The sequence below is a fragment of the Halococcus saccharolyticus DSM 5350 genome (assembly GCF_000336915.1).
Taxonomy (GTDB): domain Archaea; phylum Halobacteriota; class Halobacteria; order Halobacteriales; family Halococcaceae; genus Halococcus; species Halococcus saccharolyticus.
This window is the reverse complement of sequence record NZ_AOMD01000021.1, coordinates 228,442-250,135: the sequence shown is the minus strand read 5'-3', so window position 1 is coordinate 250,135 and position 21,694 is coordinate 228,442. Positions and strand designations below refer to the sequence as shown.

25 protein-coding genes and 1 pseudogene are annotated in these 21,694 nt (G+C 65.6%); 11 read left to right on the top strand and 15 right to left on the bottom strand.

Annotated elements, in window-relative coordinates; all coding sequences use genetic code 11:
- Positions 1-63: 63 nt before the first annotated feature.
- Both C449_RS09455 and C449_RS09450 read right to left on the bottom strand, forming a co-directional pair.
- Positions 64-402 carry a cupin domain-containing protein gene (locus tag C449_RS09455; protein ID WP_006077775.1) on the bottom strand — a complete coding sequence of 113 codons (339 nt, stop codon included), beginning with the start codon at positions 400-402 and terminating at the stop codon, positions 64-66.
- Complete coding sequence (locus C449_RS09450; protein WP_049914045.1) at positions 399-1,427, bottom strand: NADP-dependent oxidoreductase; 1,029 nt, start codon at positions 1,425-1,427, stop codon at positions 399-401. The genes C449_RS09455 and C449_RS09450 overlap by 4 nt, the downstream gene beginning before the upstream one ends.
- Before the next feature lie 142 nt (positions 1,428-1,569).
- Here C449_RS09450 and C449_RS09445 point away from each other — a divergent pair, with 142 nt between their 5' ends.
- Entirely contained in the window at positions 1,570-2,076 is a 507-nt protein-coding gene (locus C449_RS09445; protein WP_006077773.1) for an LUD domain-containing protein, read from the top strand.
- Complete coding sequence (locus tag C449_RS09440) at positions 2,073-4,325, top strand: LUD domain-containing protein (RefSeq protein WP_006077772.1); 2,253 nt, start codon at positions 2,073-2,075, stop codon at positions 4,323-4,325. The genes C449_RS09445 and C449_RS09440 overlap by 4 nt, the downstream gene beginning before the upstream one ends.
- A gap of 33 nt (positions 4,326-4,358) precedes the next feature.
- On the opposite strand, the gene C449_RS09435 is transcribed toward C449_RS09440, so the two are convergent.
- Both C449_RS09435 and C449_RS18320 read right to left on the bottom strand, forming a co-directional pair.
- Entirely contained in the window at positions 4,359-5,342 is a 984-nt protein-coding gene (locus C449_RS09435) for an aldo/keto reductase (protein ID WP_006077771.1), read from the bottom strand.
- A gap of 102 nt (positions 5,343-5,444) precedes the next feature.
- Entirely contained in the window at positions 5,445-5,621 is a 177-nt protein-coding gene (locus C449_RS18320; protein ID WP_006077770.1) for a hypothetical protein, read from the bottom strand.
- Between the two features lie 276 nt (positions 5,622-5,897).
- On the opposite strand from C449_RS18320, the gene C449_RS09430 reads away from it, so the two are divergent.
- The 6 genes and pseudogenes from C449_RS09430 to C449_RS18515 form a co-directional block, all read left to right on the top strand.
- Positions 5,898-7,085 carry an ABC transporter substrate-binding protein gene (locus C449_RS09430; RefSeq protein ID WP_049914002.1) on the top strand — a complete coding sequence of 396 codons (1,188 nt, stop codon included), beginning with the start codon at positions 5,898-5,900 and terminating at the stop codon, positions 7,083-7,085.
- Between the two features lie 2 nt (positions 7,086-7,087).
- On the top strand, positions 7,088-7,336 hold the full coding sequence (locus tag C449_RS09425; RefSeq protein WP_006077768.1) for a hypothetical protein: 249 nt from the start codon (positions 7,088-7,090) through the stop codon (positions 7,334-7,336).
- A complete protein-coding gene (locus tag C449_RS09420) occupies positions 7,333-8,247 on the top strand; it encodes an NAD(P)/FAD-dependent oxidoreductase (RefSeq protein WP_006077767.1) in 915 nt (304 codons plus the stop codon). Before C449_RS09425 ends, C449_RS09420 begins: the two co-directional genes overlap by 4 nt.
- Positions 8,248-8,285: 38 nt before the next feature.
- Entirely contained in the window at positions 8,286-8,639 is a 354-nt protein-coding gene (locus C449_RS09415; RefSeq protein WP_006077766.1) for a DUF7552 domain-containing protein, read from the top strand.
- On the top strand, positions 8,636-9,454 hold the full coding sequence (locus C449_RS09410) for a DUF7260 family protein (RefSeq protein ID WP_006077765.1): 819 nt from the start codon (positions 8,636-8,638) through the stop codon (positions 9,452-9,454). The genes C449_RS09415 and C449_RS09410 overlap by 4 nt, the downstream gene beginning before the upstream one ends.
- Positions 9,451-9,778 (top strand): annotated as a pseudogene (locus C449_RS18515) (restriction endonuclease); the annotation flags it as partial. The gene C449_RS09410 and the pseudogene C449_RS18515, both read left to right, overlap by 4 nt.
- Positions 9,779-9,937: 159 nt before the next feature.
- On the opposite strand, the gene C449_RS09400 reads toward C449_RS18515, so the two are convergent.
- Together C449_RS09400 and C449_RS09395 are read right to left on the bottom strand one after the other, a co-directional pair.
- Positions 9,938-10,537: an NUDIX hydrolase gene (locus tag C449_RS09400; protein WP_006077763.1), complete on the bottom strand. Its 600-nt coding sequence runs from the start codon at positions 10,535-10,537 to the stop codon at positions 9,938-9,940.
- A 24-nt stretch (positions 10,538-10,561) separates the two neighbouring features.
- Positions 10,562-11,119 carry a DUF7109 family protein gene (locus tag C449_RS09395; protein WP_006077762.1) on the bottom strand — a complete coding sequence of 186 codons (558 nt, stop codon included), beginning with the start codon at positions 11,117-11,119 and terminating at the stop codon, positions 10,562-10,564.
- A gap of 107 nt (positions 11,120-11,226) precedes the next feature.
- Between C449_RS09395 and C449_RS09390 the strand changes: the two genes are divergently transcribed.
- Complete coding sequence (locus tag C449_RS09390) at positions 11,227-11,412, top strand: hypothetical protein (RefSeq protein WP_006077761.1); 186 nt, start codon at positions 11,227-11,229, stop codon at positions 11,410-11,412.
- A gap of 47 nt (positions 11,413-11,459) precedes the next feature.
- Here the strand turns inward: C449_RS09390 and C449_RS09385 are convergent, their stop codons facing one another.
- The 7 genes from C449_RS09385 to C449_RS18835 form a co-directional block, all read right to left on the bottom strand.
- Positions 11,460-12,551: a glycosyl transferase family 2 gene (locus C449_RS09385; RefSeq protein ID WP_049914040.1), complete on the bottom strand. Its 1,092-nt coding sequence runs from the start codon at positions 12,549-12,551 to the stop codon at positions 11,460-11,462.
- A 399-nt stretch (positions 12,552-12,950) separates the two neighbouring features.
- Entirely contained in the window at positions 12,951-13,739 is a 789-nt protein-coding gene (locus C449_RS09380; protein ID WP_006077759.1) for a helix-turn-helix transcriptional regulator, read from the bottom strand.
- Between the two features lie 114 nt (positions 13,740-13,853).
- Complete coding sequence (locus C449_RS09375) at positions 13,854-14,942, bottom strand: aldo/keto reductase (RefSeq protein ID WP_006077758.1); 1,089 nt, start codon at positions 14,940-14,942, stop codon at positions 13,854-13,856.
- Between the two features lie 296 nt (positions 14,943-15,238).
- Positions 15,239-16,129, bottom strand: a complete 891-nt coding sequence (locus tag C449_RS09370) for an SDR family oxidoreductase (RefSeq protein ID WP_006077757.1) — start codon at positions 16,127-16,129, stop codon at positions 15,239-15,241.
- Entirely contained in the window at positions 16,126-17,037 is a 912-nt protein-coding gene (locus C449_RS18465) for a DUF5791 family protein (RefSeq protein WP_006077756.1), read from the bottom strand. The genes C449_RS09370 and C449_RS18465 overlap by 4 nt, the downstream gene beginning before the upstream one ends.
- Positions 17,038-17,375: 338 nt before the next feature.
- Positions 17,376-18,722 (bottom strand): alkaline phosphatase family protein, encoded by a 1,347-nt coding sequence (locus tag C449_RS09360; RefSeq protein WP_006077755.1) that lies wholly within the window; start codon positions 18,720-18,722, stop codon positions 17,376-17,378.
- An 85-nt stretch (positions 18,723-18,807) separates the two neighbouring features.
- The gene (locus C449_RS18835; protein WP_275039167.1) at positions 18,808-18,942 is read right to left on the bottom strand and encodes a hypothetical protein; all 135 of its coding nucleotides are present in this window, start codon (positions 18,940-18,942) and stop codon (positions 18,808-18,810) included.
- Positions 18,943-19,045: 103 nt separating this feature from the next.
- Between C449_RS18835 and C449_RS09355 the strand changes: the two genes are divergently transcribed.
- Positions 19,046-19,279 (top strand): YgaP family membrane protein, encoded by a 234-nt coding sequence (locus C449_RS09355; RefSeq protein WP_241430099.1) that lies wholly within the window; start codon positions 19,046-19,048, stop codon positions 19,277-19,279.
- Between the two features lie 456 nt (positions 19,280-19,735).
- Here C449_RS09355 and C449_RS09350 read toward each other — a convergent pair whose 3' ends face one another.
- The gene (locus tag C449_RS09350) at positions 19,736-20,269 is read right to left on the bottom strand and encodes an inorganic diphosphatase (protein WP_006077753.1); all 534 of its coding nucleotides are present in this window, start codon (positions 20,267-20,269) and stop codon (positions 19,736-19,738) included.
- Between the two features lie 188 nt (positions 20,270-20,457).
- Between C449_RS09350 and C449_RS09345 the strand changes: the two genes are divergently transcribed.
- Positions 20,458-20,814 (top strand): PadR family transcriptional regulator, encoded by a 357-nt coding sequence (locus C449_RS09345; RefSeq protein WP_006077752.1) that lies wholly within the window; start codon positions 20,458-20,460, stop codon positions 20,812-20,814.
- 54 nt (positions 20,815-20,868) lie between these two features.
- Here C449_RS09345 and C449_RS09340 read toward each other — a convergent pair whose 3' ends face one another.
- A complete protein-coding gene (locus C449_RS09340) occupies positions 20,869-21,678 on the bottom strand; it encodes a DUF7839 domain-containing protein (RefSeq protein WP_006077751.1) in 810 nt (269 codons plus the stop codon).
- Positions 21,679-21,694: the final 16 nt, after the last annotated feature.

Below are 21,694 nucleotides of genomic sequence, written 5' to 3'. Positions count from 1 at the left end.
ACTACACACCCACCACGTGCGGTGTCGTTTATACGACGATGGCCACAGCGACGAACGTCGAGGTCAGTACACCGGTGGTGCGTAGACGTTGATCGTCCGAAGGCCCCTCTCATCGTCGTAATCGTCGCTGCCACCAGCGCCAGCGTCGTTGCGTATCTCGTGGGCTTCGCCGGCCTCGATGCAGACGAGCGTCCCCGGTTCGAGGCGGTGCTCCTCGCCGCCGACGACGGCGATCCCGGTTCCATCGGCGACGTAGCACCACTGGTCGGCGTCGGGGTGGCGGTTCTCGGGACCGCCCGTGGACTGACCCGGCGAGAGCACCATCGTTGCGGCCTGGGATCGATCAGTATCGGCGACGACTTCGAAGAAGCCGTCGGTCTCGTCGGTCTCGACGGTTTTCACGATTCGCTCGGTTCGGCGACCTTCACGACCTGCTTGCCGATGTTGTCACCCTCGAACAGCCCGAGGAAGGCGTCGGGAGCGTTTGCGAACCCTTCGACGATCGATTCTCGGTGTTCGATGTCGTCGTTCGCCACCCAGTCGCGGAGTCGGTCGTTCGCGTGCTCGAACCGCGTCGCGTAGTCGAAGACGAGAAACCCCTCGACGTGGGCACGTGGCGCGATGAGTTGCGGGAGCTTGCGCGGGCCGGTCGGGACGCCCTCCTCGTTGTATAGCGCGATCTGCCCGCAGATCGCCACTCGCGCGTCGACGTTCAACTGGGTGAACACCGCGTCCGAGATCGGCCCACCGACGTTGTCGAAGTACGCGTCGACGCCGTTCGGTGCGGCGTCGGCGAGCGCTCTGCGGTAGTCGTCAGTCGTCTTGTAGTTGATCCCGGCGTCGAACCCGAGGTCGTCTTCGAGATAACGAACTTTCTCGTCGCTGCCCGCGAACCCGACGACGCGCGCGCCAGCGAGACTCGCGATCTGGCCGACGGTCGAGCCGACCGCGCCCGCCGCCCCGGAGACCACCACCGTGTCGCCCGGATCGGGTTCGAGCACGTCGAGCGTGCCGAAGTACGCCGTCCGGCCTGGCATCCCGAGCACGCCGAGATAGGCGGGCAGCGAGAGGTTTTCGAGGGAGGGGTCGACGGGCGTGAGGTCGTCGCCGTCAAGGGCGGCGTACTCGCTCCAGAACCCCTCGCCGAAGACGAACTCTCCAGCGGCCCAGTCGTCGTGTGCGGACTCGATGACCTCACCGACGACGTGGCCCGCCATCCGATCGCCGACCTCCCACGGATCGGCGTAGGACTCGCGGTCGCGCATCCGTCCGCGCATGTATGGGTCGACCGAGAGATAGAGCGTTCGTACGAGCACCTCGCCGTGGCGTGGTTCGGGAACGTCGCGTTCTTCGAGCTCGAACGTGTCGCGATCGGGTTTCCCGTCGGGACGCTTGCCCAGAACGAACTGGCGGTTGGTGTCTGTCACGGCTGATTCGTCGATCCGCGACCGGACGAGTGTTCGGGTATCGGCAGTCGATCGATAGAATCGACACTGTCCTGAGACGTACCGACTGCACCACCGACATTTGGGCAAAAGACGAATACCTCGCTGGATCGATCGTGATGGTATGGCAACCGAGACGGTCGCGACGTTCGAGTCCTCACTCGACGATTTGGGTGTCGAGATGACGCGCACCGATCCGGCGGGGTTCGACGACGCGCTCGCGGCGATCATCGACGAGCCGGCGATCGGCGTTCCGCTCCGGATCGACGGTGTTTCACTTGACGGCGTGCCGGTCACCGTTGATCCGACGCCCGCTCAGCTCGAATCCGCGCGGACGGGCGTGACGCCGGTCGGGACGGCGGTCGCGACCTACGGCACGCTCGCGATCGAGTCCTCGGCGGCGGGTGACGAGCCGGTGAGTCTCTTTCCCGAGCGCCACGTCGCCGTCGTCCGTGAGGAAGACGTCGTGTGGGGGCTCGACGAGGCGTTCACGCGGCTCGACGAGGGGTTCGAGGCGGGCCGGGACAGCGTGGTGTTCGCGACGGGTGCGAGCGCGACCGCCGACATGGGTGCGATGGTCGAGGGTGTCCACGGCCCAGCCGCGGTCCACGTGGTGGTGATCGAGGCGTGAGCGCCGAGACGCGCCGGGAGAAGGCGGCACAGATCCGCCACCTGCTCGACACCGAGGGCGAGAACGTCCACGCCGACGCCACGCACTTCAACGAGGCGCGCTACGACGCGGTCGAGGAGTTCACGGCGCACGAGGAGCTCCGGACCGAAGCCCGTGAGATCAAGGCCGAGGCGATCGAGCGGCTGCCCGAGCTGATCGATCAGGTCACCGCGGCGGTCGAGGCGAACGGCGGGCAAGTCTATCTCGCCGACGACGCCGCGGACGCGAACCAGTATATCGAATCGGTGGCCGGCGACGCCGACTCGCTCGTGAAATCGAAATCGATGACCACCGAGGAGATCGACGTCAACGACGCCCTCGAAGCGGCCGGCGTCGACGTTCACGAGACCGACCTCGGCGAGTGGGTGCTTCAGGTGGCCGACGAGTCGCCCTCACACATCGTCGGACCAGCGATGCACAAGTCCCGCGAGGGGATCGCCGAGCTGTTCAACCGGCAGTTCGATCCCGACGAACCGCTCGAAGCTGCCGAGGAACTCACCGCGTTCGCGCGGGACTGGCTCGGCGAACGGATTCAAGACGCCGATGTCGGGATGACCGGCGCGAACTTCGTGCTCGCGGAATCGGGCTCGATCACGCTCGTGACCAACGAGGGCAACGCGAGGAAGTGTGCGGTCGCGCCCGACACCCACGTCGCCGTTGCGGGCGTCGAGAAGCTCATCCCCTCGATCCGCGAGCTCCAGCCGTTCGTGGAGTTGATCGCGCGTTCGGCCACTGGTCAGTCGATCGCCCAGTACGTCACGACCCTCTCGCCGCCGGTCGAAACGCCGACGCTCGACTTCGGGGATCCCGACACGCCGCTGAGTAAGACCGGTGTCGGGGATGGTAACGGTGGCAGCGCCGGCAACGACGACCGCGAGTTCCACCTCGTGCTGCTCGACAACGGCCGGTCGGCGATGCGCGATGACGACCAGCTCCGCGAGACGCTGTACTGCATCCGGTGTGGCGCGTGCGCGAACTCGTGTGCCAACTTCCAGCACGTCGGTGGCCACGCCTTCGGCGGCGAGACCTACACCGGCGGGATCGCCACCGGCTGGGAGGCCGGCGTCCACGGACAGGACAGCGCCGCCGAGTTCAACGACCTCTGTACCGGCTGCTCGCGCTGCGTGAACGCCTGTCCCGTGAAGATCGACATCCCGTGGATCAACACCGTGGTGCGCGACCGGATCAACCACGAGGACGGTGCTGCGCCCGAACTCGACTTCCTCGTCGAGGGGCTGACGCCCGACGAGGAGCCTGGCGGACTCACTCCTCGAAAGCGCTTTTTCGGCAACTACGCGACGCTCGCGAAACTCGGCAGCGCCACCGCACCGGTGTCGAACTGGCTCGCGGGATCGGGGCCGAGCCGCGCGGTGCTGGAGCGGTTTCTCGGGATCGACCGCCGGCGTGCACTCCCGAAATTCGAACGTGAGACGCTCGTCGAGTGGTTCGACACACGGGGTGGGTCGCGAATCCCAGCAGCCAACGCCGACCGCGAGGCGGTGCTCTATCCCGACGTCTACACCAACCACGTTCACACCGATCGTGGGAAGGCCGCTGTCAGGGTTCTAGAGGCGCTCGACGTGGCGGTACGCGTACCCGACGTCGCGTCGAGCGGGCGCGCACCATTCTCTCAGGGAATGATCGCCACCGCCGAGCGTCACGCCCACGACGCCTACGCCGACCTCGCCGAACACATCGACGCGGGCCGCGACGTGGTGGTAATCGAACCCTCCGACCTCGCGATGTTCGCGAACGAGTACGAGAAGTTCCTGCCCGAGATGTCGGCCGAGCGGCTGGCCGAGAGCAGCTACGAGATGATCGAGTACGTCTACGGTCTGCTCGAAAACGGGGCCGAGCGTGAGGCGCTGCGGCCTGACGACGGCGAGCAAGTGGCGTACCACAGCCACTGTCAGCAACGGACGCTGGGACTCGAAGCCCACACCGTGGCCGTGCTGGAGGAGTGTGGCTACGACGTGCTCACCTCCGAGACCGAGTGTTGTGGGATGGCCGGTTCGTTCGGCTACAAGCAGGAGTACTACGAACTGAGCATGGACGTCGGGAGCGACCTCGAAGCTCAGTTCACGACCGAGGACGCCCGCGACCGGACTGTGGTGGCGAGCGGGACGTCGTGTTCCGAACAGCTCGATTCGCTGCTGGAGCGGCCGAGTCGGCACCCGGTGCAGCTCCTCGACCCAGCGCGAGAGAAGTAGACGAGCGGTCGTGCGTTGGTCGTTCGAGCTCAGTTACTGCTCGCCGGCACGCGCCGCGTCGATCCGGTCGTGGTGGTCGCTCGATAGCGAGATGTCGACCGCGCCGAGGTTCTCGTCGAGTTGGTCGACCGTGCGCGCGCCCACGATCGGGACGCAGGTGAACTGCTCGCGCTCGATGAGCCATCGGAGCGCGACCTGGGCGGGCGTCGCGTCGATCTCGTCGGCGACCCCTCGCACGGCGTCGAGCACGTCCCAGCCGCGCTCGGAGACGTAGTAGTCGTCGAAGAACTCGTCGAAGCTCCCGCGGGAGCCGTCGGGAGCCTCGACGTCGTGGACGCCCTCGCCGCTTCGTTCGTACTTGCCGGTGAGGAAGCCGCCGGCGAGTGGCGAGTACGGACAGACCGCGAGGTCCTGATCGGCACAGACTTCGAGGTAGTCACTCACGTCCTCGTAGTAGGCGGCGTGGTAGAGGGGCTGGGTCACCTCGAAGCGTTCGAGTCCCTCGACGTCGGATTTCCAGAGCGCCTTCGTGAGCTTCCAGGCGGCCATCGTGGATGCGCCGAGATGGTTGACTTTCCCCTCGCGGACGAGATCGTTCAGCGTGCGGAGAGTCTCCTCGACCGGCGTGTCGTCGTCGAAGCGGTGGATGTAGTAGACGTCGAGGTAATCCGTACCGAGTCGGTCGAGAGTACCTTCGATCTCAGTGCGGATGTTCTTCCGGCCGAGGTTCTCGGTGAAGCGACTCTCCTGACTCCAGTACACCTTCGAGGCGATGACGTACTCCTCGCGATCGCGGTCGTCGAGCCACTCGCCGATCCAGCGCTCGGAGTCGCCGTCGCCGTAGCCGTTCGCGGTGTCGATGAAGTTGATCCCGCGCTCGGCCGCGGCGTCGAGCAGTTCGTGGGCTTCCTCACGATCGGTTTCGAGCACGTCGCCGGTCTGCTTGCCGAAGCGCCACGTGCCGAGACAGAGCTTCGATACCTTCGTGCCGGTGGAACCGAGGGAAGTGTATTCCATGACCGGTGGTGGACGGTGCCGCACAAAATCGTTCGGGATGCGGTGGTTCGGACGATCCGAGGCGGGCGATTCGACGCTGCCGTGACATGCGGAGAGCGGTCGCTACGTGTCGTCGAGGAGATCGTCGAGCTCGTCCTCGTCGAGCAGGCCGACGAGACTCTCGCCGTTCTCGTAGCGCTCGTACTCCTCGTCGTTCAGTCGGTCGCGGATCTCATCGTCGGTGAGCTTGCCTTCGAGTTCGGAATCCAGGTCGTCGGGGTCGTACCCGGGAACAGGCATACCGGTCGTTCGTCCTGCTGGGTGATATACTGTCGGGCAGCGGCGGTCGTCTCGTCGTGTCGGTCGCGAGTAGTGTTCTCGAAGCGGACGTTCGTGGGACGATCGGTGGCGCGTAGGGCTTCACGACCTCCTGGCTGGAGCATCTCCTCGCTGCAAGCCCGCATCCCCGGTCGATGGCTCGCTGGTGCGTTCTTCGCCGGATGCCCCGTTTCGCACATTGTTTAGGCCCGCCGAAAAACCGAAACGGCTTTATTGTTTTAGGCAGCCCTAATTCATATGCCGGACGACTCCACTGGGTATCGGGGCCCGACGAGGCGGGAGTACGTGAAGTACGGTAGTGCGGTCGTCGGTGGGGCGCTGCTCGCCGGCTGTGCTGGGCGAAGCAGTCCTGGCGATGGGGCGAACGGTTCGAACGACTCCGGCGACGGAAACACGACGGCGGGTGGGAGCGAGAGCTCGTACTCGGTGACGATGGCCCCCATGGGCGAGGTGAGCTTCGAGGAAGTGCCGGAGACGTGGGTCGCGAACAACGGGAGCTGGGCGGACATGGGGATCGCGCTCGGCCAGGAGCCGCCGAAGGGTCTCTGGCGACCCAATCGGTATCACACGCACATCTACGACGAGATCCCCGGTGTGAGCGTCGACAAGACCACTATCGACGAACTGTGGGGGCAATCGCTGAGCAAGGAGTTGTTCTACGAGCTCGACGCCGATGTTCACGTGTTCGACCCGGTGTTCGTACTGAGCCGCTCGAAGTGGAAGCAGGCCGATCTCGACGAAGTCGACGAGAACATCGGGCCGGTCTTCGGAAACAGCATCTATTCACAGGCGTTCCAGTGGCACGATCATCAGTACTACAGCCTCTACGAGGCCTTCGAGAAGCTCGCGCAGGTGTTCGGACAGGAACAGCGATATCGGGAGTTCGAACGGCTGCACGACGAGTTCATCGGCCGGATACGAGAACGACTGCCGTCGGAGTCCGATCGACCGTCGGTCGCGATCCTCCTCGTCACGTCCGACCAGCCGGAGGAGTTCTACCCGTATCCCATCAATCAGGGCACGTCGTACAAGCAGTGGCGAGACCTCGGCGCGAGGAGTGCGCTTACCGAGGCCGGGATCGAGGACTTCTATCGGTCCGGCAGCACGATCGATTACGAAGCCGTCGCGGAGGCCGATCCGGACGTACTCCTCATGTGGGACGGCCGTGGTCGATTCGAGCGAATGTCCCGCGAGGAGTTCCAGAGCACCCTCGTGTCGTTCATGCAGGACCACGACGTGGCGAGCCAGTTGACTGCGGTGAACAACGACGACGTGTACCGTGGAGCCGGGATATACCAAGGACCGATCATCAACCTCGCGTGGACCGAACGCGGCGCATGGCAGCTGTACCCCGACGAGTTCGACCGGGACGAACAGTTGTTCGACCGCCAGCGCGTCGCGGACATCATCAACGGAGATAGCTGATCGTGACCGACGAGACTCCGTCGACCGTCCAGCGGATGGGTTCGACCCCGGACGACGTCACCGGCTTGCCAGCAGTCGAGTACCACGAGTGGTCCGACGAGCGCCTGATCGACTGCTACCGGCGCAACAGCGTCCTCCTCCGGGAGTACGGCGCGGACGAGCGGACGATACGAACCCTCTGTGCCGTCGAGGAACACCTGCGTGCTCGTGACATCGATCCGGGCCGGATCGTGAGGGAGCTGGAGGAATGAGTACGGATCGAGAAATCGACGACGTCGATGTGGCTATCATCGGCGGTGGTCCAGCGGGCTGTTCGGCGGGCGTGTTCACCGCCCGGTACGGCCTCGACACCGTGATCTTCGATCGCGGTCGCTCCTCGATCCGCCGGTGTGCGTATCTGGAGAACTACCCCGGTTTCCCCGCCGGTATCGACATCGAGACGTTCTCCGCGCTGCTCCACGACCACGCCACGGAAGCGGGTTGCGAGATCGTTCCGGATCTCGTCGAATCGATCGATCACTCCGACGACGGCGACGGGTTCGTGATCGAACCCCAGGAAGGTCGCCGGGTTACTGCTGCGCGGGCCATCGCAGCAACGCGCTACGACGGCGAGTATCTCCGGTCGCTCGGCGACGATGCGATGTTCGCGACCCGCGAACACGACGGCGAGGAGTACGAGCGGTTCGATCGGTCGTACGCCGACGTCGATGGCCGGACGCCGATCGATGGCTGCTACGTCGCGTCGCCATCGAACGGGGCGGACCGCCAGGCGATCATCGCGGCCGGACGCGGCGCGCGCGCCGGACACGCTCTCATCGCGGACGTCCGTCGCGATCGCGGCTATCCCGATCCCGTCGCCGAGCAGTACGACTGGGTGCGCAAGGAGGCCGAACTGACGGACGAATGGCGTGACCGCGAGCGCTGGGGCGAGTGGTTCGACGACCGCCTGCCCGACGATCACGACGGTTCAGAGGACCGATTGGACGAGCTGCGCGAGCACGAGATCGATCGTCGTCTCGATCAGTATCTCAGCGAGGAGGAAATCGTTACCCGGACTCGGCGTGGACAGTCTCGATTGCTCGAACACGTCGACGACGATCGGGTTCTCGAACGCGCTCGTGAGATCGAAGCCGAGCGACGGGCTGTCGAGACGGAGGACTGAACGACCGACCCCGCACGACGAGACAGGACCCATCACACATGACCGGATCAACGCTCCACACCATCCGCGCTACTCTCGACGCGCTGGCGACCGACGGCGGCCGGTACTGTGTCGTGTGCGCTCGCACCGGCGAGCACCCGGTACCGGTTGCCGGGCTACGGTTCGACGACCGAGCCACGGCGGCCCGGGCGGCCCGCGTCGCCCGGCGCTACCGCGCTCGGCTGCGACGGTACGATCCACGGGTCGCGATCCACGACCTCATCGTTTGCGAGGACGTGGCCGGGGTTCGTGGTCGGCCCGACCACGGAGGGGCCGAGTGGCACCGTCAGCTCTGGGCAGTTGCCGACCGCGAGCTGGCTCGGCTCCGTGCGACCGCGGAGGGGGATCGATGACCGTCGAAACACACGTTCGACAGGCACTCGACCGCGTTCGGGACGAACAGGCCGTTGTCACGGAAAAGCAGACTGCCTACGGGCGGTTCGTCCGCGAGATCGAGCAGCTGTCGGTCGACACGCCATCCGGAACACAGGCCACCCGGCAGGCGACGGCTGGCCAGCAGACGACGGCCGGTTCGGTTGCCACGATGCAGTCGAGCGGGACGGGTGGATCGGATCGTTGTGAACGGGTCAGAGAACAGTTCGCCACGACCGTCCGCCCGCACAGCACTGCGGACGTCGACGACGGCGAGACGCTGCTCGAAGCGATCGCCGCCGAGCTGTCCGAGCAAGTTGCGGTGGCGCTCGCGCCACAGAACGCCACCGTCGGCTTCACCGCCGGGATCAAGAACGGTGTCCTGTCCGAGGTAACACAGCGACGATCCGAGCTGCGGGCGATGGAGAGGGCGCTCGATCGCGAAGCCGAATCGCTCGTCGAGGCGACGGACACTCTCGACGACGTGCTCGGGTGGATCGTCGAGGTCAACGAGACACCGCTCACCGAGCTCGGTTTCGAGGCGCTTCGAGCACGTCACGATCGGCTCGACGAGTTCCGGGAGGAGTGTGCAACCGTTGCTCGCGACCGGCAGTCGGTGCTTCGTGCGACCACCACCGGTGACGGCGAGGCCGGTATCGCCCACCAGGATCTCGCGGCGTGTCTCTACGACGCGTTCCCGGTGGCGTATCCGATTCTTTCGACGGTGGCTCGGGTCATCGAGGTCTGCGATCGGTGCCAGCGGGCGATCCGGGCGCATCTCGTCCGGCGGGTGTAGCCGGGCTGAGTGGGGCCGAGGCCGACCTCATTGAGGCGTTCGTGCCCCACGCGGTCGCCGAGGCCGGCGGCTTCGCGGGCTATCGAGACAACGCCACCGCGACGATCTCGCCGCTCGACCGGCTGGAGGACCTGACGCTGCCCGCGCTGGCGGATATCGAGGGTGGCATCGAGCGCTACATGGACGCCCGCGAGCGTGCGGCGGAGTTGGACGAGAAAATCAAGCGCACCGACGACCTGATCGACGAGATCGTCTATGAGTTATGAGTTGTACGGGCTGACTGACGGAGAAATCGAGATCGTGGAGGAAGCGGTCGGAGAGTGAGCGCGGTGCGGTGGTGGTTGCGCCAGCGCCTCCACCGCGAGTGAGCAACGTGAACGAGCGGGCCGACGACCGACCACCGGGAGGGAGGAGGCTTTTGATCCACATTTTGCCAGCGAAGGAGCGCGCGTAGCGCGCGACTGAGCGCAGCAAACGGTGGGATTACACCGGAAAGTCGGCGTCGGGATCGACCACGCGATCCGGCTCGTCGGGCACGCGCCAGTCGGTCGTCAGTTCGAGAAGCTGGGCGAGGATGCGCCCAGTCGCGCCCCAGACCACGTAGTCGTCGACCCGGAAGAAGTGAAGTCGGATCTCGCCGTAGTGAGGGTGGTCGCGGCGCTCTGAGTCGTAGTTCGCCGGGTCGGTGAGCTCTGCCACCGAGAGGACTGCTACCTCGGCGACCTCGCGCTCGTCGGGGACGTACTCGCGGTCGGGGACGCGGGCGACGAACGGCCGGACCGCGTACTCCGTCACCGTCCGGATGTCGTCGAGCCGGCCGATCACGTCGGCGGTTTCCGGATCGAGGCCGATCTCCTCGTTTGCCTCCCGGAGCGCGGTTGCGGTGAGGTCCTCGTCGCTCGGTTCGCGGCCGCCCCCGGGAAAGCTCATCTGACCCGGATGCTCGCCGAGGTGGTCGGCGCGCTTGGTAAAGAGGAGGTACGGGTTGTCCTCGCGGGTGATGACTGGCGCGAGTACGGCCGCCTCCCGCTGCTCGTCGGTGACCGCCGTGGCCGCGTACCGAGCCACCCGCGCGAGATCCATACCCATCGAACGCGCCGCCGGGGCTTAATTCGTCCGCTCGTCGATTTCGGCTACGGCGTTTCCGACGCGGTCGTCGGCCGCATCCATCCCTGCCGCCGCATCGTCGAGCCGATCACGGACGCCGTCGAGCGCGACCGGAGCCCACGCTTCGAGATCGTAGCTCACGTCGAGCAGTTGCGTGATCCGCGCGTGGTCGCCGGTAGCGACCGCCCGCGCTGCGTCGGCACGGAACCGTTCCTCGGCGACGGCCCCCAACACTGTGCGGTCGATCTCGCGTGGCTCGATATCGAGGATGTGTGGCAGGTCCTCGGCTCGATCCGGGAGCGTCGGAAACGCCGTCGGACCGGCTGCGAGCAGCGGCTCGTCCGCGACCGTCTCCGAGCTCGCCTCCACGAGGTCGGCGTCGGCGGACTCGATCGCGACGAGACGGTAGGCCGCGATCGCGTCGTCGATCGTCTCCGCCGACTCGAACTCGACGCCACGCTTGAATGCGAGTTCGTCACACGCCTGTGACAGCTCCGGACGGGTCAGCGCGCCGAACAGATCGACCACGCCAGCGAGCTCGTCGTGGCTGAACTCCATCGTTCGACGGTGCCGGTCGACGCCAATGGCTCTTTGGGTCGCCCGCGGTCAGCCGACTCGAACCGATCCCGCGGTACCGTTTTGGTAGTGGCTCCCCCATCTGAGTCGTGACGACCGAAACCAGCGACGGGGACGACGCACTCGACGGCGGACGGCTCGGGGTGGGGATCGCTATCGGAGTCGGACTCGGTGCAGCCCTCGGGACGGCGACGGGCGAGATGGGATTGTGGCTGGGTGTCGGCGTCGCCATCGGGATCGGCGTCGGCACGGCGCTCGAATCGCGATCCGGGTGACGACGGAGGACATCTCGATCGCCAGCGGCGTCAGTCGCGTTACCGACTCACTCAACCGATTCGAGGTCCGCTTGCGCGGCTCGGCGGAGACGCTCGGGATCGAGCGACGTGTCTTCCCACGCCGGGAGCCGCGTGTCCGAACCGGGAGATTCGATCGCAGCAGCGTACCGGGCGACCTGGTCGCGCTCGGCCGCCCGGTCGTAGTCGAGCCCGTTGTGTGCGGCGTCGGCAGCGTACTGCTCGACGAGCGTTTTTGCGGCGGTTTCGTATCGCGCGGGAAGCGTCTCGTACGCTGGCGCGACCCCGTGTGTCTCGATCGTCCGAAAGACCGCCGCGCCGACCGCACGGCTCATCGCCGCCAGCCCCGCCGACCCGCCGACGTCGCGGTGGTCGTGGACGTGGGTACCGAGGTCTACTTGAGCTGTGCCCGCGAACCCCACGGCGTCGAACGCAGCCCCGAGCGTATCGATTTCGAGACCCCACTCGCGACTCACCCGAAGTTGGCGCGCGAGGTCGGTCGTGAGCGCGACTTCGCCCGCGAGCGCGTACCGGAACGCGTCGAGATAGGAGAGGATACCCGCATCGTGGCGGTCGGCGAGTGCGCGCACTAGGGGAACGTAGAATAGCCGAAACAGCCGTCCGAACAGCTGATTTCGCTCGACACGGGCGTAGTACCCTTTCACGAACCCGAACTCACCGTCGAGCGGCGCGAGGAGGTTGCGGACGTGCGCCGACGAGTACGAGGTCGCGTCGGCGTCGTGGATCACGACGTACTCGGTGTCGAGTGCAGCGACGCCGAGTCCGAGCCAGACGTCCCGTCCTTTGCCCTGCGCGCCGTCGAGACCGTGCTCGGCCAGCAGTTTCTGCACCCGCCGGCCGCCACACCAGAGCGTCTCGACCGGATCGAACGCCGCGAGCCACGTGTCGAACGCGTCGACGTTCGCCGGTTCGGTTCGGAGGGCGACGATCACCCGCGCAGGGTCGATATCGGCGAGCGTCGAGAGAACTCGTTCGGCCGCCGGCGTCCGGTACTCCCGGTCGGTCATCGGCACGACGACGGTCGCCTGGTCGGTGGGTGCGTCCGGGACCGCGTCGCCGAAGTCGTGGAGCGTCGCGATCCGTTCTTGAACGTACTCCACGATTACGATCCCCGTACGGCCGTCCTCACGGTCGGCGACCCGTCGGTACTCTGGGGTTTGGGAAACCTGACAGCGGAGAGCGAGCGGCAGAGAATCGGGCGAGGTCGCGACGAACGCGGCGGGCCGGATAGCGGGCTCCGTGACACGGCCGACGCTACGCGAGGCGATCAATCAAATCTTCCGGATGCACCCGCGCTCGCCGGTTTGTGACGGCGAGCGCTGCGATCTACTGTCGTGGCGAAAAGGCACGGGAGATGATGCCAGGGCAACGGACCGGATCCCGTGCGCACGGAACCAGAGGCGGTTCCATCCGTACGGATGACCCCGAGTATGGAATACTTACCTCCTGCATCGTGTGTCAAGGTGTGAAACATGTTCCGTACCGCGAGACATAGATGTTCACTCCGGCTCGGCGAGGTGCTTGGCGCGGCGGGCGGCAGTCCGGTGATCGTCGTAGACGTCCTGTGCCCACGATCGGAGTGTCTCGTCGGTACTGTCGAGACACTCGCGGAGGACGCCACGCTCGTCGTGTGCATTGATTAGCACGCGTTCGTCGAAAATTGCGAGACCGAAGTTGAGTTCGGCGGGATAACAGTACAGCGCGAAATTGTCGAGCGAATATCCTTTTTCGAGTTCGCTCGAATAGTGGGTTGACGAGGCGTCGAGCACCGATTCGTCGATGAGCAACTCCATATCGGTACCACTCGTGATGAGCGGCTGTGCGGCCTCTGTGAAGCGTGGACTGACAACCGACGCGATGCCACGAAACGTTTCGGTCGTGGCCGTCCTGAACTGCTCAGTGAAATGGGTGGCAGCCGCGTGGGGATTCTCCCGGGTGCTCGTCACCAGCGTAGCCTTCGAAAGCGCTGCGAGCGGGAGTGTGTCGGCGAGGTCGCCGAGTCGGTTCAGGAACGTTCCCCACTCGTCGATCCGGTCGATCGCCGATTCGAGCGCTTCGTAGTGGCTGAGAACGAGATCGCCGCCGATGGTGAGCCGGTACTTGCCGTCCGTCTGCTCGACCCACCCCCGACTTTCGAGTCCGTCGAGCGCGCGGTGGACGGTCGAGCGTGACAGGTTGCACGCCTCGGTGAGTCCACACTGGCGATGGGGCTGCTCGCGGAGCGTTTCGAGGATCCGTACCCGGTTCGCTGAGCCGGCCAGAAACGCGATGTGCTCGCGCGGTCCCATTGGTTCGGACTTCCCCAGTAGTACTATATACGTCTTTTGGATCAATCGATGGAGAACTACTCATAGTGTTAACACGCTCGACTCTGTACACTTCACACATGTGGGGTGGGTCGCTCACTCGAAGGTCGCGTCGAATGCGTCCGCCCCCATCGCGTCCGCTCGACCCGAATCGACGTTCGCCACGACGTGTTCCGAACGACGCATCCCGACGAGCGCACACGTCACGCCAGGCCCCGAGCGCGCGAACGTGAGCGCCTTCGCGGCCGGCGTTTCGCCGTCGAGTCGCTCGGCAACGTCGGTCGGGATTTCGTCAGCGAGACGGCCTTGGGCGAGCGGGGCGCTCACGAACACGTCGAGTCCAGCCTCGCGCGCGAACCGGAGCGCGCTCTGGGGGCCGTCGGGACCGTCGTGGGCCGCGACGGTAAACGCGTCGGCCATGACGACGTTGAACGGGAGCTGCACGGCCCGAAAGTGAGTCGCATCGTTGCCCGCGGTCCGGGCGGCGGCGCGGGCGCGCGAGACGACTTCGGGGAGCGAGAGGTGGTTCGGATCGTCAGGTGTGACACGGAACGCGTCCCACGTCGCGACGCCGTAATGGCGGAGGTCGCCAGTGGCCGCGCGCTCCTCCAGCCGGACGAACGTCGCCTCCAGATCGTCGTAGACCGATTCACGCGAGCGCTCGTCGAGTTGGAACTCGGGGTTGTGGACGTAATAGCAGTCGATCGTTTCGATCCCCAGATTCGAGAGCGAGCGATCGAGCTGATCGTCGACGAACGCGGGCACGAGAGAGTGCATCCCGCGGACGAGGTCGTCAGGGTCGACGATTCCGGGCTCGACGTACTCCTCGCGGATGTACTCGCCAGGGTCGTCGGGTCGCTCGCCGTCGAACGGGACGAACCCGCCCTTGGTGGTGATCACCACCGCGTCGCGATCGATGTCGGCCGCATCGAGCGCGCGTCCGACGACCCGCTCGGAGCGCTGGTGACGGTAGTTGATCGCGGTGTCGACGACGTTGATCCCGGAGTCGAGCGCCCGCACGATCGAGTCGTGATAGGACTCGTCGACCGCGTCGGTTGGATCGTCGAGGTAGGTGCCGAAGCCGATGCTGGAGACGATGCAGTCGCCGAACCGACGGAAGTACGTCCGTCCGAACCCGTCGGTGTGGCGGTCGCGGTACGCCCACGTCGCCTCGCTGGTTGCCATGTGAGCGGTTGGTAGCTCGTGCTGATATGCTGTTGGTCGGACGTATCCGAACAACGCCACCACGAAACAGCATCGTTGCGATGCTCAGCGACAGCACCGATCACGAGGCAAACGAGAGACCGCAATCCACACCCTCCCCAGCCGCTTCGCTCGTTCGCTCATCCCTCGCGCGAGTCGCGCGTCCGCTGACGCGCTCACGGGTCGCTTCGCTCCCCGTTCGCATCCGCGGCCCTCCCTTCGGTCGCGCCGCGCTCCGCTCCCGCGCGCCACCGCAAGCGGGTTTCTGACTGCCGCCGTCATCCGTTCCGGTACGCGTCGATCGCCGCCCGATACCCCTCGCGGTAGGTCGGGTACGTGAACTCGTAGCCCAGATCGCGGAGCTCGTCGTTCGCACACCGTTTCGAGGTCTCGATCCGGCGGCGTGCAGCCGCAGAGAGGTCGCCGTCTTCGAGGCGCTCGGCTTTGGTGCGCTTTGCGGGGCGCGGAACGTCGCACTCGTCGGCGAGCCAGTCGGCGAACGCGTGCTTGGGGACGGGTTCGTCGTCGACGACGAGCACTGTGTCGTCGCGGGCGGCGTCGGTTTCGAGGAGGAATCGGATCGCGCCGGCGGCGTCGTCGCGGTGGATCATGTTAAGATAGCCCGCCGTCACGGGACCGTCGAGGTAGCGGTCGAGCCGGTAGCGGTCGGGGCCGTACAGCCCCGCAAAGCGCGCGACCGTTCCCGCAATGCCGTGATCGCTGGCTTCCTCGCGGGCGATCCGCTCGGCCTCGGCGAGCACCTCGGTCTTCTCGGTCGTCGGCTCGATCGGCGTGTCCTCGTCGACCCACGCGCCGTCGTGGTCGCCGTAGACACCGGTCGAGGAAGTGTAGACCAGGCGGTCTGGCGGGTGGTCTCGCGTGCCGAAGATCTCGATCGCGGTCCGGAGGCCGTCGACGTAGATCTCGCGCGCGGCGTCTGCGTCCCGTCCACCCGAACTCGCCGCGAACACCACGGCGTCGGCGTCCGGAACGCGCGCGAGGCCGTCGGGATCGGTGACGTCGGCTTGGATGGCGTCGAATCCGGCGCGCTCGATCCGCTCGACGCCGTCCGCCGAGCGGCGCACCCCGACGACGTCGTGATCGGGCGCGAGCTGGCGGCCGAGTTCGAGACCGACGTAGCCACACCCCAGAATGGCGACGCGGGTCACGGTTTGCGCTCCTCGATGTAGCCGTGAATGGTGGCGAGTTCGTCGAGATCCATCGGGAGCCGCCCCTCGATCTTCTGCTGGATCTCGCGGGCGTCGAGCGCGCCATCGATCCCGGACTCGACCGCCTCGACGTCGAGGACGGCGGTCGTCATCCCCATCAGGAGGTGATCACGGGTTTCGAGCACGATGGCCTCCGCGTCGGGTTCGTCCTCGCTCACGGCGAGGATCGCCGCAGCTTCTTCGAGCGTGAGTTCGGGTGATTCGCCCTCGGCGAGCGCCGTGACCGGCTCGCTCGCGACGCCAGCCTCGTCGGCGACGATCTCGACACCGTGTTCCTCGATCACGGCTCGGAGGCGCTGATCGTAGCGCGCGCGGAGTTCGTCGGGCGAGAGATCGCCCGCATCGTCGATGTCGTGGAACATATTCGGAGTAATGCTCGCCGACGTAAGTGAATTGAGTTCGGTCGTGGAGCGGGTGGCGAACGCGTCGTCGTAGCCCGTGGCGCGCCGTGCGCCCTCGATCAGCCCGGTTGCGGCCGCGAATTCCGCAACGGGTCCGGTGCGACCGGCCGCGACGCGGGCCGCACCGAGCGGGTCGCCGAGCGCGTGGGTCGCCAGCGCCCGATCGTGGTCCGCGGCGAGCGCGACGAACCGCCCGGCGGCGACCAGCAGCGCCGTTGCCCCGTCGTTGTGGACGTACACCCCGGTCTCGATCCGAGTTCGTACTCTGACGACGGGGCGGCCGACGAGCGCGTCGACGACACTCGCACGACAGGCAGGGCTCGCCGCTAGGTGACCCTCCTCCGGGCAGTCGGTGGCGTCGACAACGAGCCGGCGGCCCTCGATGCGTGGCTCGCAGCCGCAGTCGTCGTGTGCGTTTGTCGTCGCCCGATCCAACGCGTCCTGCATGCCCCACGGTGGTCGCGGTTTCTGATTTGAACCTTTGCCGGCGGCGGTGGGTGATTGCGGTGCGGCTGTGGTCGCAGTACGGTCCTGGCGTCTCGACTCGCTTCACTCGTCGAGGCTCAGGAGAGCAAAGCTCTCCTGGTGGGTCGAGGGCGAAGGCACGACCGCAGGGAGTGCCGAGGGCTCGGGGGGTGCTGTGCGGTCGCGGAGAGCGCAAGCAGTCGTACCGCGAACGAGCGCGGAGCGCGAGTGAGCGGGTGTTTTTAGTCCAGGTTTTACAGGGACTCCGAGCGCCCGCAGTGCACGATTTGGGACGCGGTAAAAAAGTGGAAGTGGGTGTGTTAGGCGAGGCTCGATCCGTCGAACTCGCTGCGGTCGTAGTCGATCTCCATCGCGTCGAGCAGCGTGGGCGCGATGTCGAACAGGTCGGTGTCGTCACCGACGCGGGCGTTCGGATCGTCGACGAACAGGCAGGCGTTGTCGAAGCTGTGCATCCCGTTGCGCGGGCCGGTGTCGAAGACGCTGCCGTGACCCGAGAAGCCGGCCTTGAGGTCAAAGCCGTGGTTCGGGATGGCGACGAGATCGGGGGCGATATCGTCGTGGGCCCCGCGGAAGGCGTCCTCCTTCTCGACGACGCGCTCGCAGACCTTCCGGCCGTCGGGGCCTTCGAGCGTTTCGAGCGCCTTCTTGAGCTCGGTGCGTTTCTCCTCGTAGTCCTCTTCGGCGACCGCGCCGCGTGGCTCGCGGCCTTCGAGGTTGATGTAGAACCGACCCGGGATGAACGCGTACGCCTCGGTGTCGTCGGAGATGTCCGCGAGACTCTCGTGATCGTCGTCTTCGTAGTCGAGCCAGCCGTTCTGGTGGAGCCACTCGTTGAAGTGAACCTCGTGGTCCTGGACTGTGAAGCCGTGATCGGAGGCGACCGCCATCGTGACGTCGTCGGGGAGCATCTCGCGCAGCCGACCGAGGTACTCGTCGACCTTCTTGTAGAACTCGAAGAACTCCTCTTTGTACTCGCCGTCGCGCTCGTAGTCCTCGAACAGGAAGTGATTCACCCGGTCGGTGGTCATGAACACGCCGAAGAGGAGGTCCCAGTCGTCCTGCTCGACGTAGTGCGAAAAGGCTTCGAACCGGGCGTCAAGCGTGGCGTGGGCGTCCTCGATGAACTCGCTTTTGTCGTCGTCGTGACCGAGTTTCGCGTTGTTGTCGATCCGGTAGTCGAGCCCGTTGAGGGTGTCCCGGAGTTCGTCGGGGTAGGCGGCCTCGTCGACGCCGGGCGAGAGGAAACCCGAAACCATCCGCTGGACGTCACGCTGGGGTGGGAAGGTCACGGGGACGTTCATCACGGTTGCGTCGCGGCCCTCGTCCTCGACACGATCCCAGACACGAGTCGCCTGGACGTCTCGGCCCATCGGAACGTAGGTCTCGTACGAGCCAACTTCTCGGTCCTGGAAGCCGTAGACGCCGGTCTCGCCGGGGTTGACGCCAGTCGTGAGCGAGGGCCAGCACGCGCTCGATTCGGGAGGCACGATCGAATCGATCGCGCCCGAACTCCCCTCGCGGGCGAGCGCGGTGAGGTTCTCGAAGACGTCCGGGTTGTCCTCGATCAGGCTGTACGGAACCCCGTCGATACCGAAGAAGGCGACGCGCGGGGCGTCGTCGCCACGGATGCGGTCGAACAGTCCCATGGGGCGGCTACTCACGAGGGGCACAAAGAACGTTCGTTTCGGCGTCACCCCTCACGGGACGAGGATCGTCGGGAGCCGCCAGCAGTCAGTGCTCGCCGAGCGGCTGTCCACAGGCCGGACAGCGCGCTGTCCCGTCGTCCGCACCGTCCGCGTCGTCGACGAGGTTCTCGGGGACCACCGTGGGGTGCTGCAAGCCAGCACCGGAACGTTTTGCGGCCATCACGATCATCGCTACGCATCCCGCACGCAAAAGATTATCCATAATTCTAACACATTCCTCGCGACCTCCGGCATAACCGTGATGAATACGACGGTTTTTGTCGATGGAACGCCGAGATGTGAGCATGTTCGAGCGAAACGTCGGCGGTCTCGATCGGATCGCTCGTGGCGTGATCGGTGCGTGCCTCCTCGCGATCGCGGTTGGTTCGTTTCGTGCCGATCGGCGCTCGACGGCGATCGTCGCGGCACTCGGGAGCGCCGGACTGCTGTTCAATTTCGCCACGGCGCGCTGCGGGCTGAACAAGCTACTCAGCATCGACACCTGTCCGCGGGAGTGACGGCTGGGGCCGCTCACCGTCTGCGGTGGCGCGCGCTCGCGCTCGTGTGCGAGCGAAAGCGAGCACCGAGCGCTAACACCGTGTGAGGGATGACTGAGCGACGGGCGGCGCGAACGAAGTGAGGGCCGCCGAGCGAAGGAATCGGTTGGGGAGGGAGTGGCCTTCGTTTGTGATGGACGTAGACGTTGAAGATGTGTTTTCCCCGGAACCTGTTCTCAGAGTTCAATCGTTCGTCGACTGATACGCCTTGGTATCATAGTATCGAGAGGAGAGACATAGCACCAGACCAGATGTGAGCAGTAGAGTTTGGGCGTTTTCCGGGATGGCCGACCAGAAATCCCCGCTCTGGCTCACAATCAAGACGAGAAATCCCACTGCTCGAAGAGTCCATCCCTTGGCAGAATCGGCGTTCATCAACGCTCACTATCCGACTGATGGAGAGGAACTCTCGCAGATTCAGCCGAACTGTTCGGCGTAGAGGTCCTGAGCGTGTTCGATCGCGTCGTAGGCCGCCTGTCGATCCTCCCAGCCCTGCGTCTCGACTTCCTTCCCTTCCTCCAAGTTCTTGTAGGTCTCGAAGAACTCGTCGATCTCGTCGAGTTGTTGCTGGGTGATGTCCTCCAGATCTTCGATGTGGTCGTAGCGGGGGTCCTCGCTCGGGACGGCGATGACTTTGTCGTCCTGCTCGCCGTCGTCGTCCATTTTCATCAGGGCCACGGGGCGGGCCTCGATGATACAGCCGGGGAACGTCTGATCCTCGACCAACACGAGGACGTCGAAGGGGTCCTCGTCGTCGTAGTAGCTCTGCGGGATGAACCCGTAGTCGGAGGGGTAGTGGACGTTGGAGTGGAGCACCCGGTCGAGGACGACGCCGGGCACGTCCTTGTCGTACTCATACTTGTTGCGCTCGCCTTTGAGACACTCGACGACTGCGTAGATCTCCTCGGGCGGATCGGGGCCCGTTTCGAGGTCTTCCCAGAGATTCGTCATCGACCGGATCTCCAGGGGGCAGCCAAAAAATATTTTCTATTCGCCCGTCAACAGTGAATATCCCACTGTCGAACCAACCGGATTTGGCGGTGGTATTTACTGGTTGTAACGGTATCAGCCACTAAAACTGCCGTACTCCCGGATGAAGTTGCAAACTATTAAATAGACCGATGACATATCACGGTGCGATGTCAGAGGCACAAGCGGCACCGGACCGGAGTATCGCACGCGACTTGACGGCTTTCCAACAAAACATCCTCGTCATCCTGTCCGACGAGCCGATGTACGGCCTGGCGATCAAGCGCCAGCTCGAAGAGTACTACGACTCGGAAGTCAACCACGGGCGACTCTACCCCAACCTCGACGACCTCGTGGAGCTGGATCTGGTCGCCAAGAGCGAACTCGACAAGCGCACCAACCAGTACGAGCTCACCGACCCGGGCTACGAGGCCGTTGTCGACAAGCTCGACTGGACGTTCTCGAAGTTCGTGACCGACGCCGGGCGCGCCGACACCGTGCGCGACCTCGTCGACGACAACGCATAAGGCCGCGACCGGTAGCGATTTTTCGCGGTGCGCGACGACCCTCGTAAGCGATTGCTACGTGGCCGTATCCACGACTTCGTAGCTCACGTTGCCGTCGCGGAGTTCGCCGGTGTGGGCCGACAGCTGGTCCGCGACGGCGAGAAGACAGACATCGAGTCCTTTCGTGGCAGCCTCCCGGACCGCAGTCGCCGTCCCGAACCGGATGTCGGGGTCGACGTCCGCCGCCCGCGCCGCGGCCAGCGCCTCGGTCCCCGCCGTCGCCACCAGATCGTGGTCCGCAGCGGCGTCGGCGATCGTCTCGGGATCGAGCGCCGCACTCCCCCCGTCCTGAATCTGCGGGACCGACAGCACCGTCACCATCCCGAGATCGTAATCGAGCACGCCCGCGAACTCCGTGATTCCGACATCCTCGCCAGCTTCGGCGTCGGTGACTGCAACCGCGGTTGCGTTCCCGGTACCGCCAGGCGTCGCGCACATCACGCCCTCCCGCATCGTGCGCGAGACCGTTTCGCCCGTAGTGATCGGGGCCGTCGCCAGCGCGGTATCGATGTCGACCTCCTCGATGACGTCCGTGGCGACGTGGTCCACGAACTCGCGGAGTTCGTCGGTCCGAGACATCAGCCAGTCGACGCCTTCGTTGGTGACCTCGTACCGTCCACGGCCGTGTTTCTCGACGTAGTCCTGGTCGATCAGGTCCTTCAGGTAGTCGCTCACGGCCTGGGAGGTGACACCGATCGCGTCGGCGACCTCGCGCTGGCTGACCGCCGGCTGGCGCTCGGCGATCTGCGTGAGAATCCGATACCGGGTGGCGTTGCGCTTGCTCCGGAGCACCCCCACGTCCCCGGCGTCGTCCGCGTTCGTCATCGTCGACGGTGCGCAC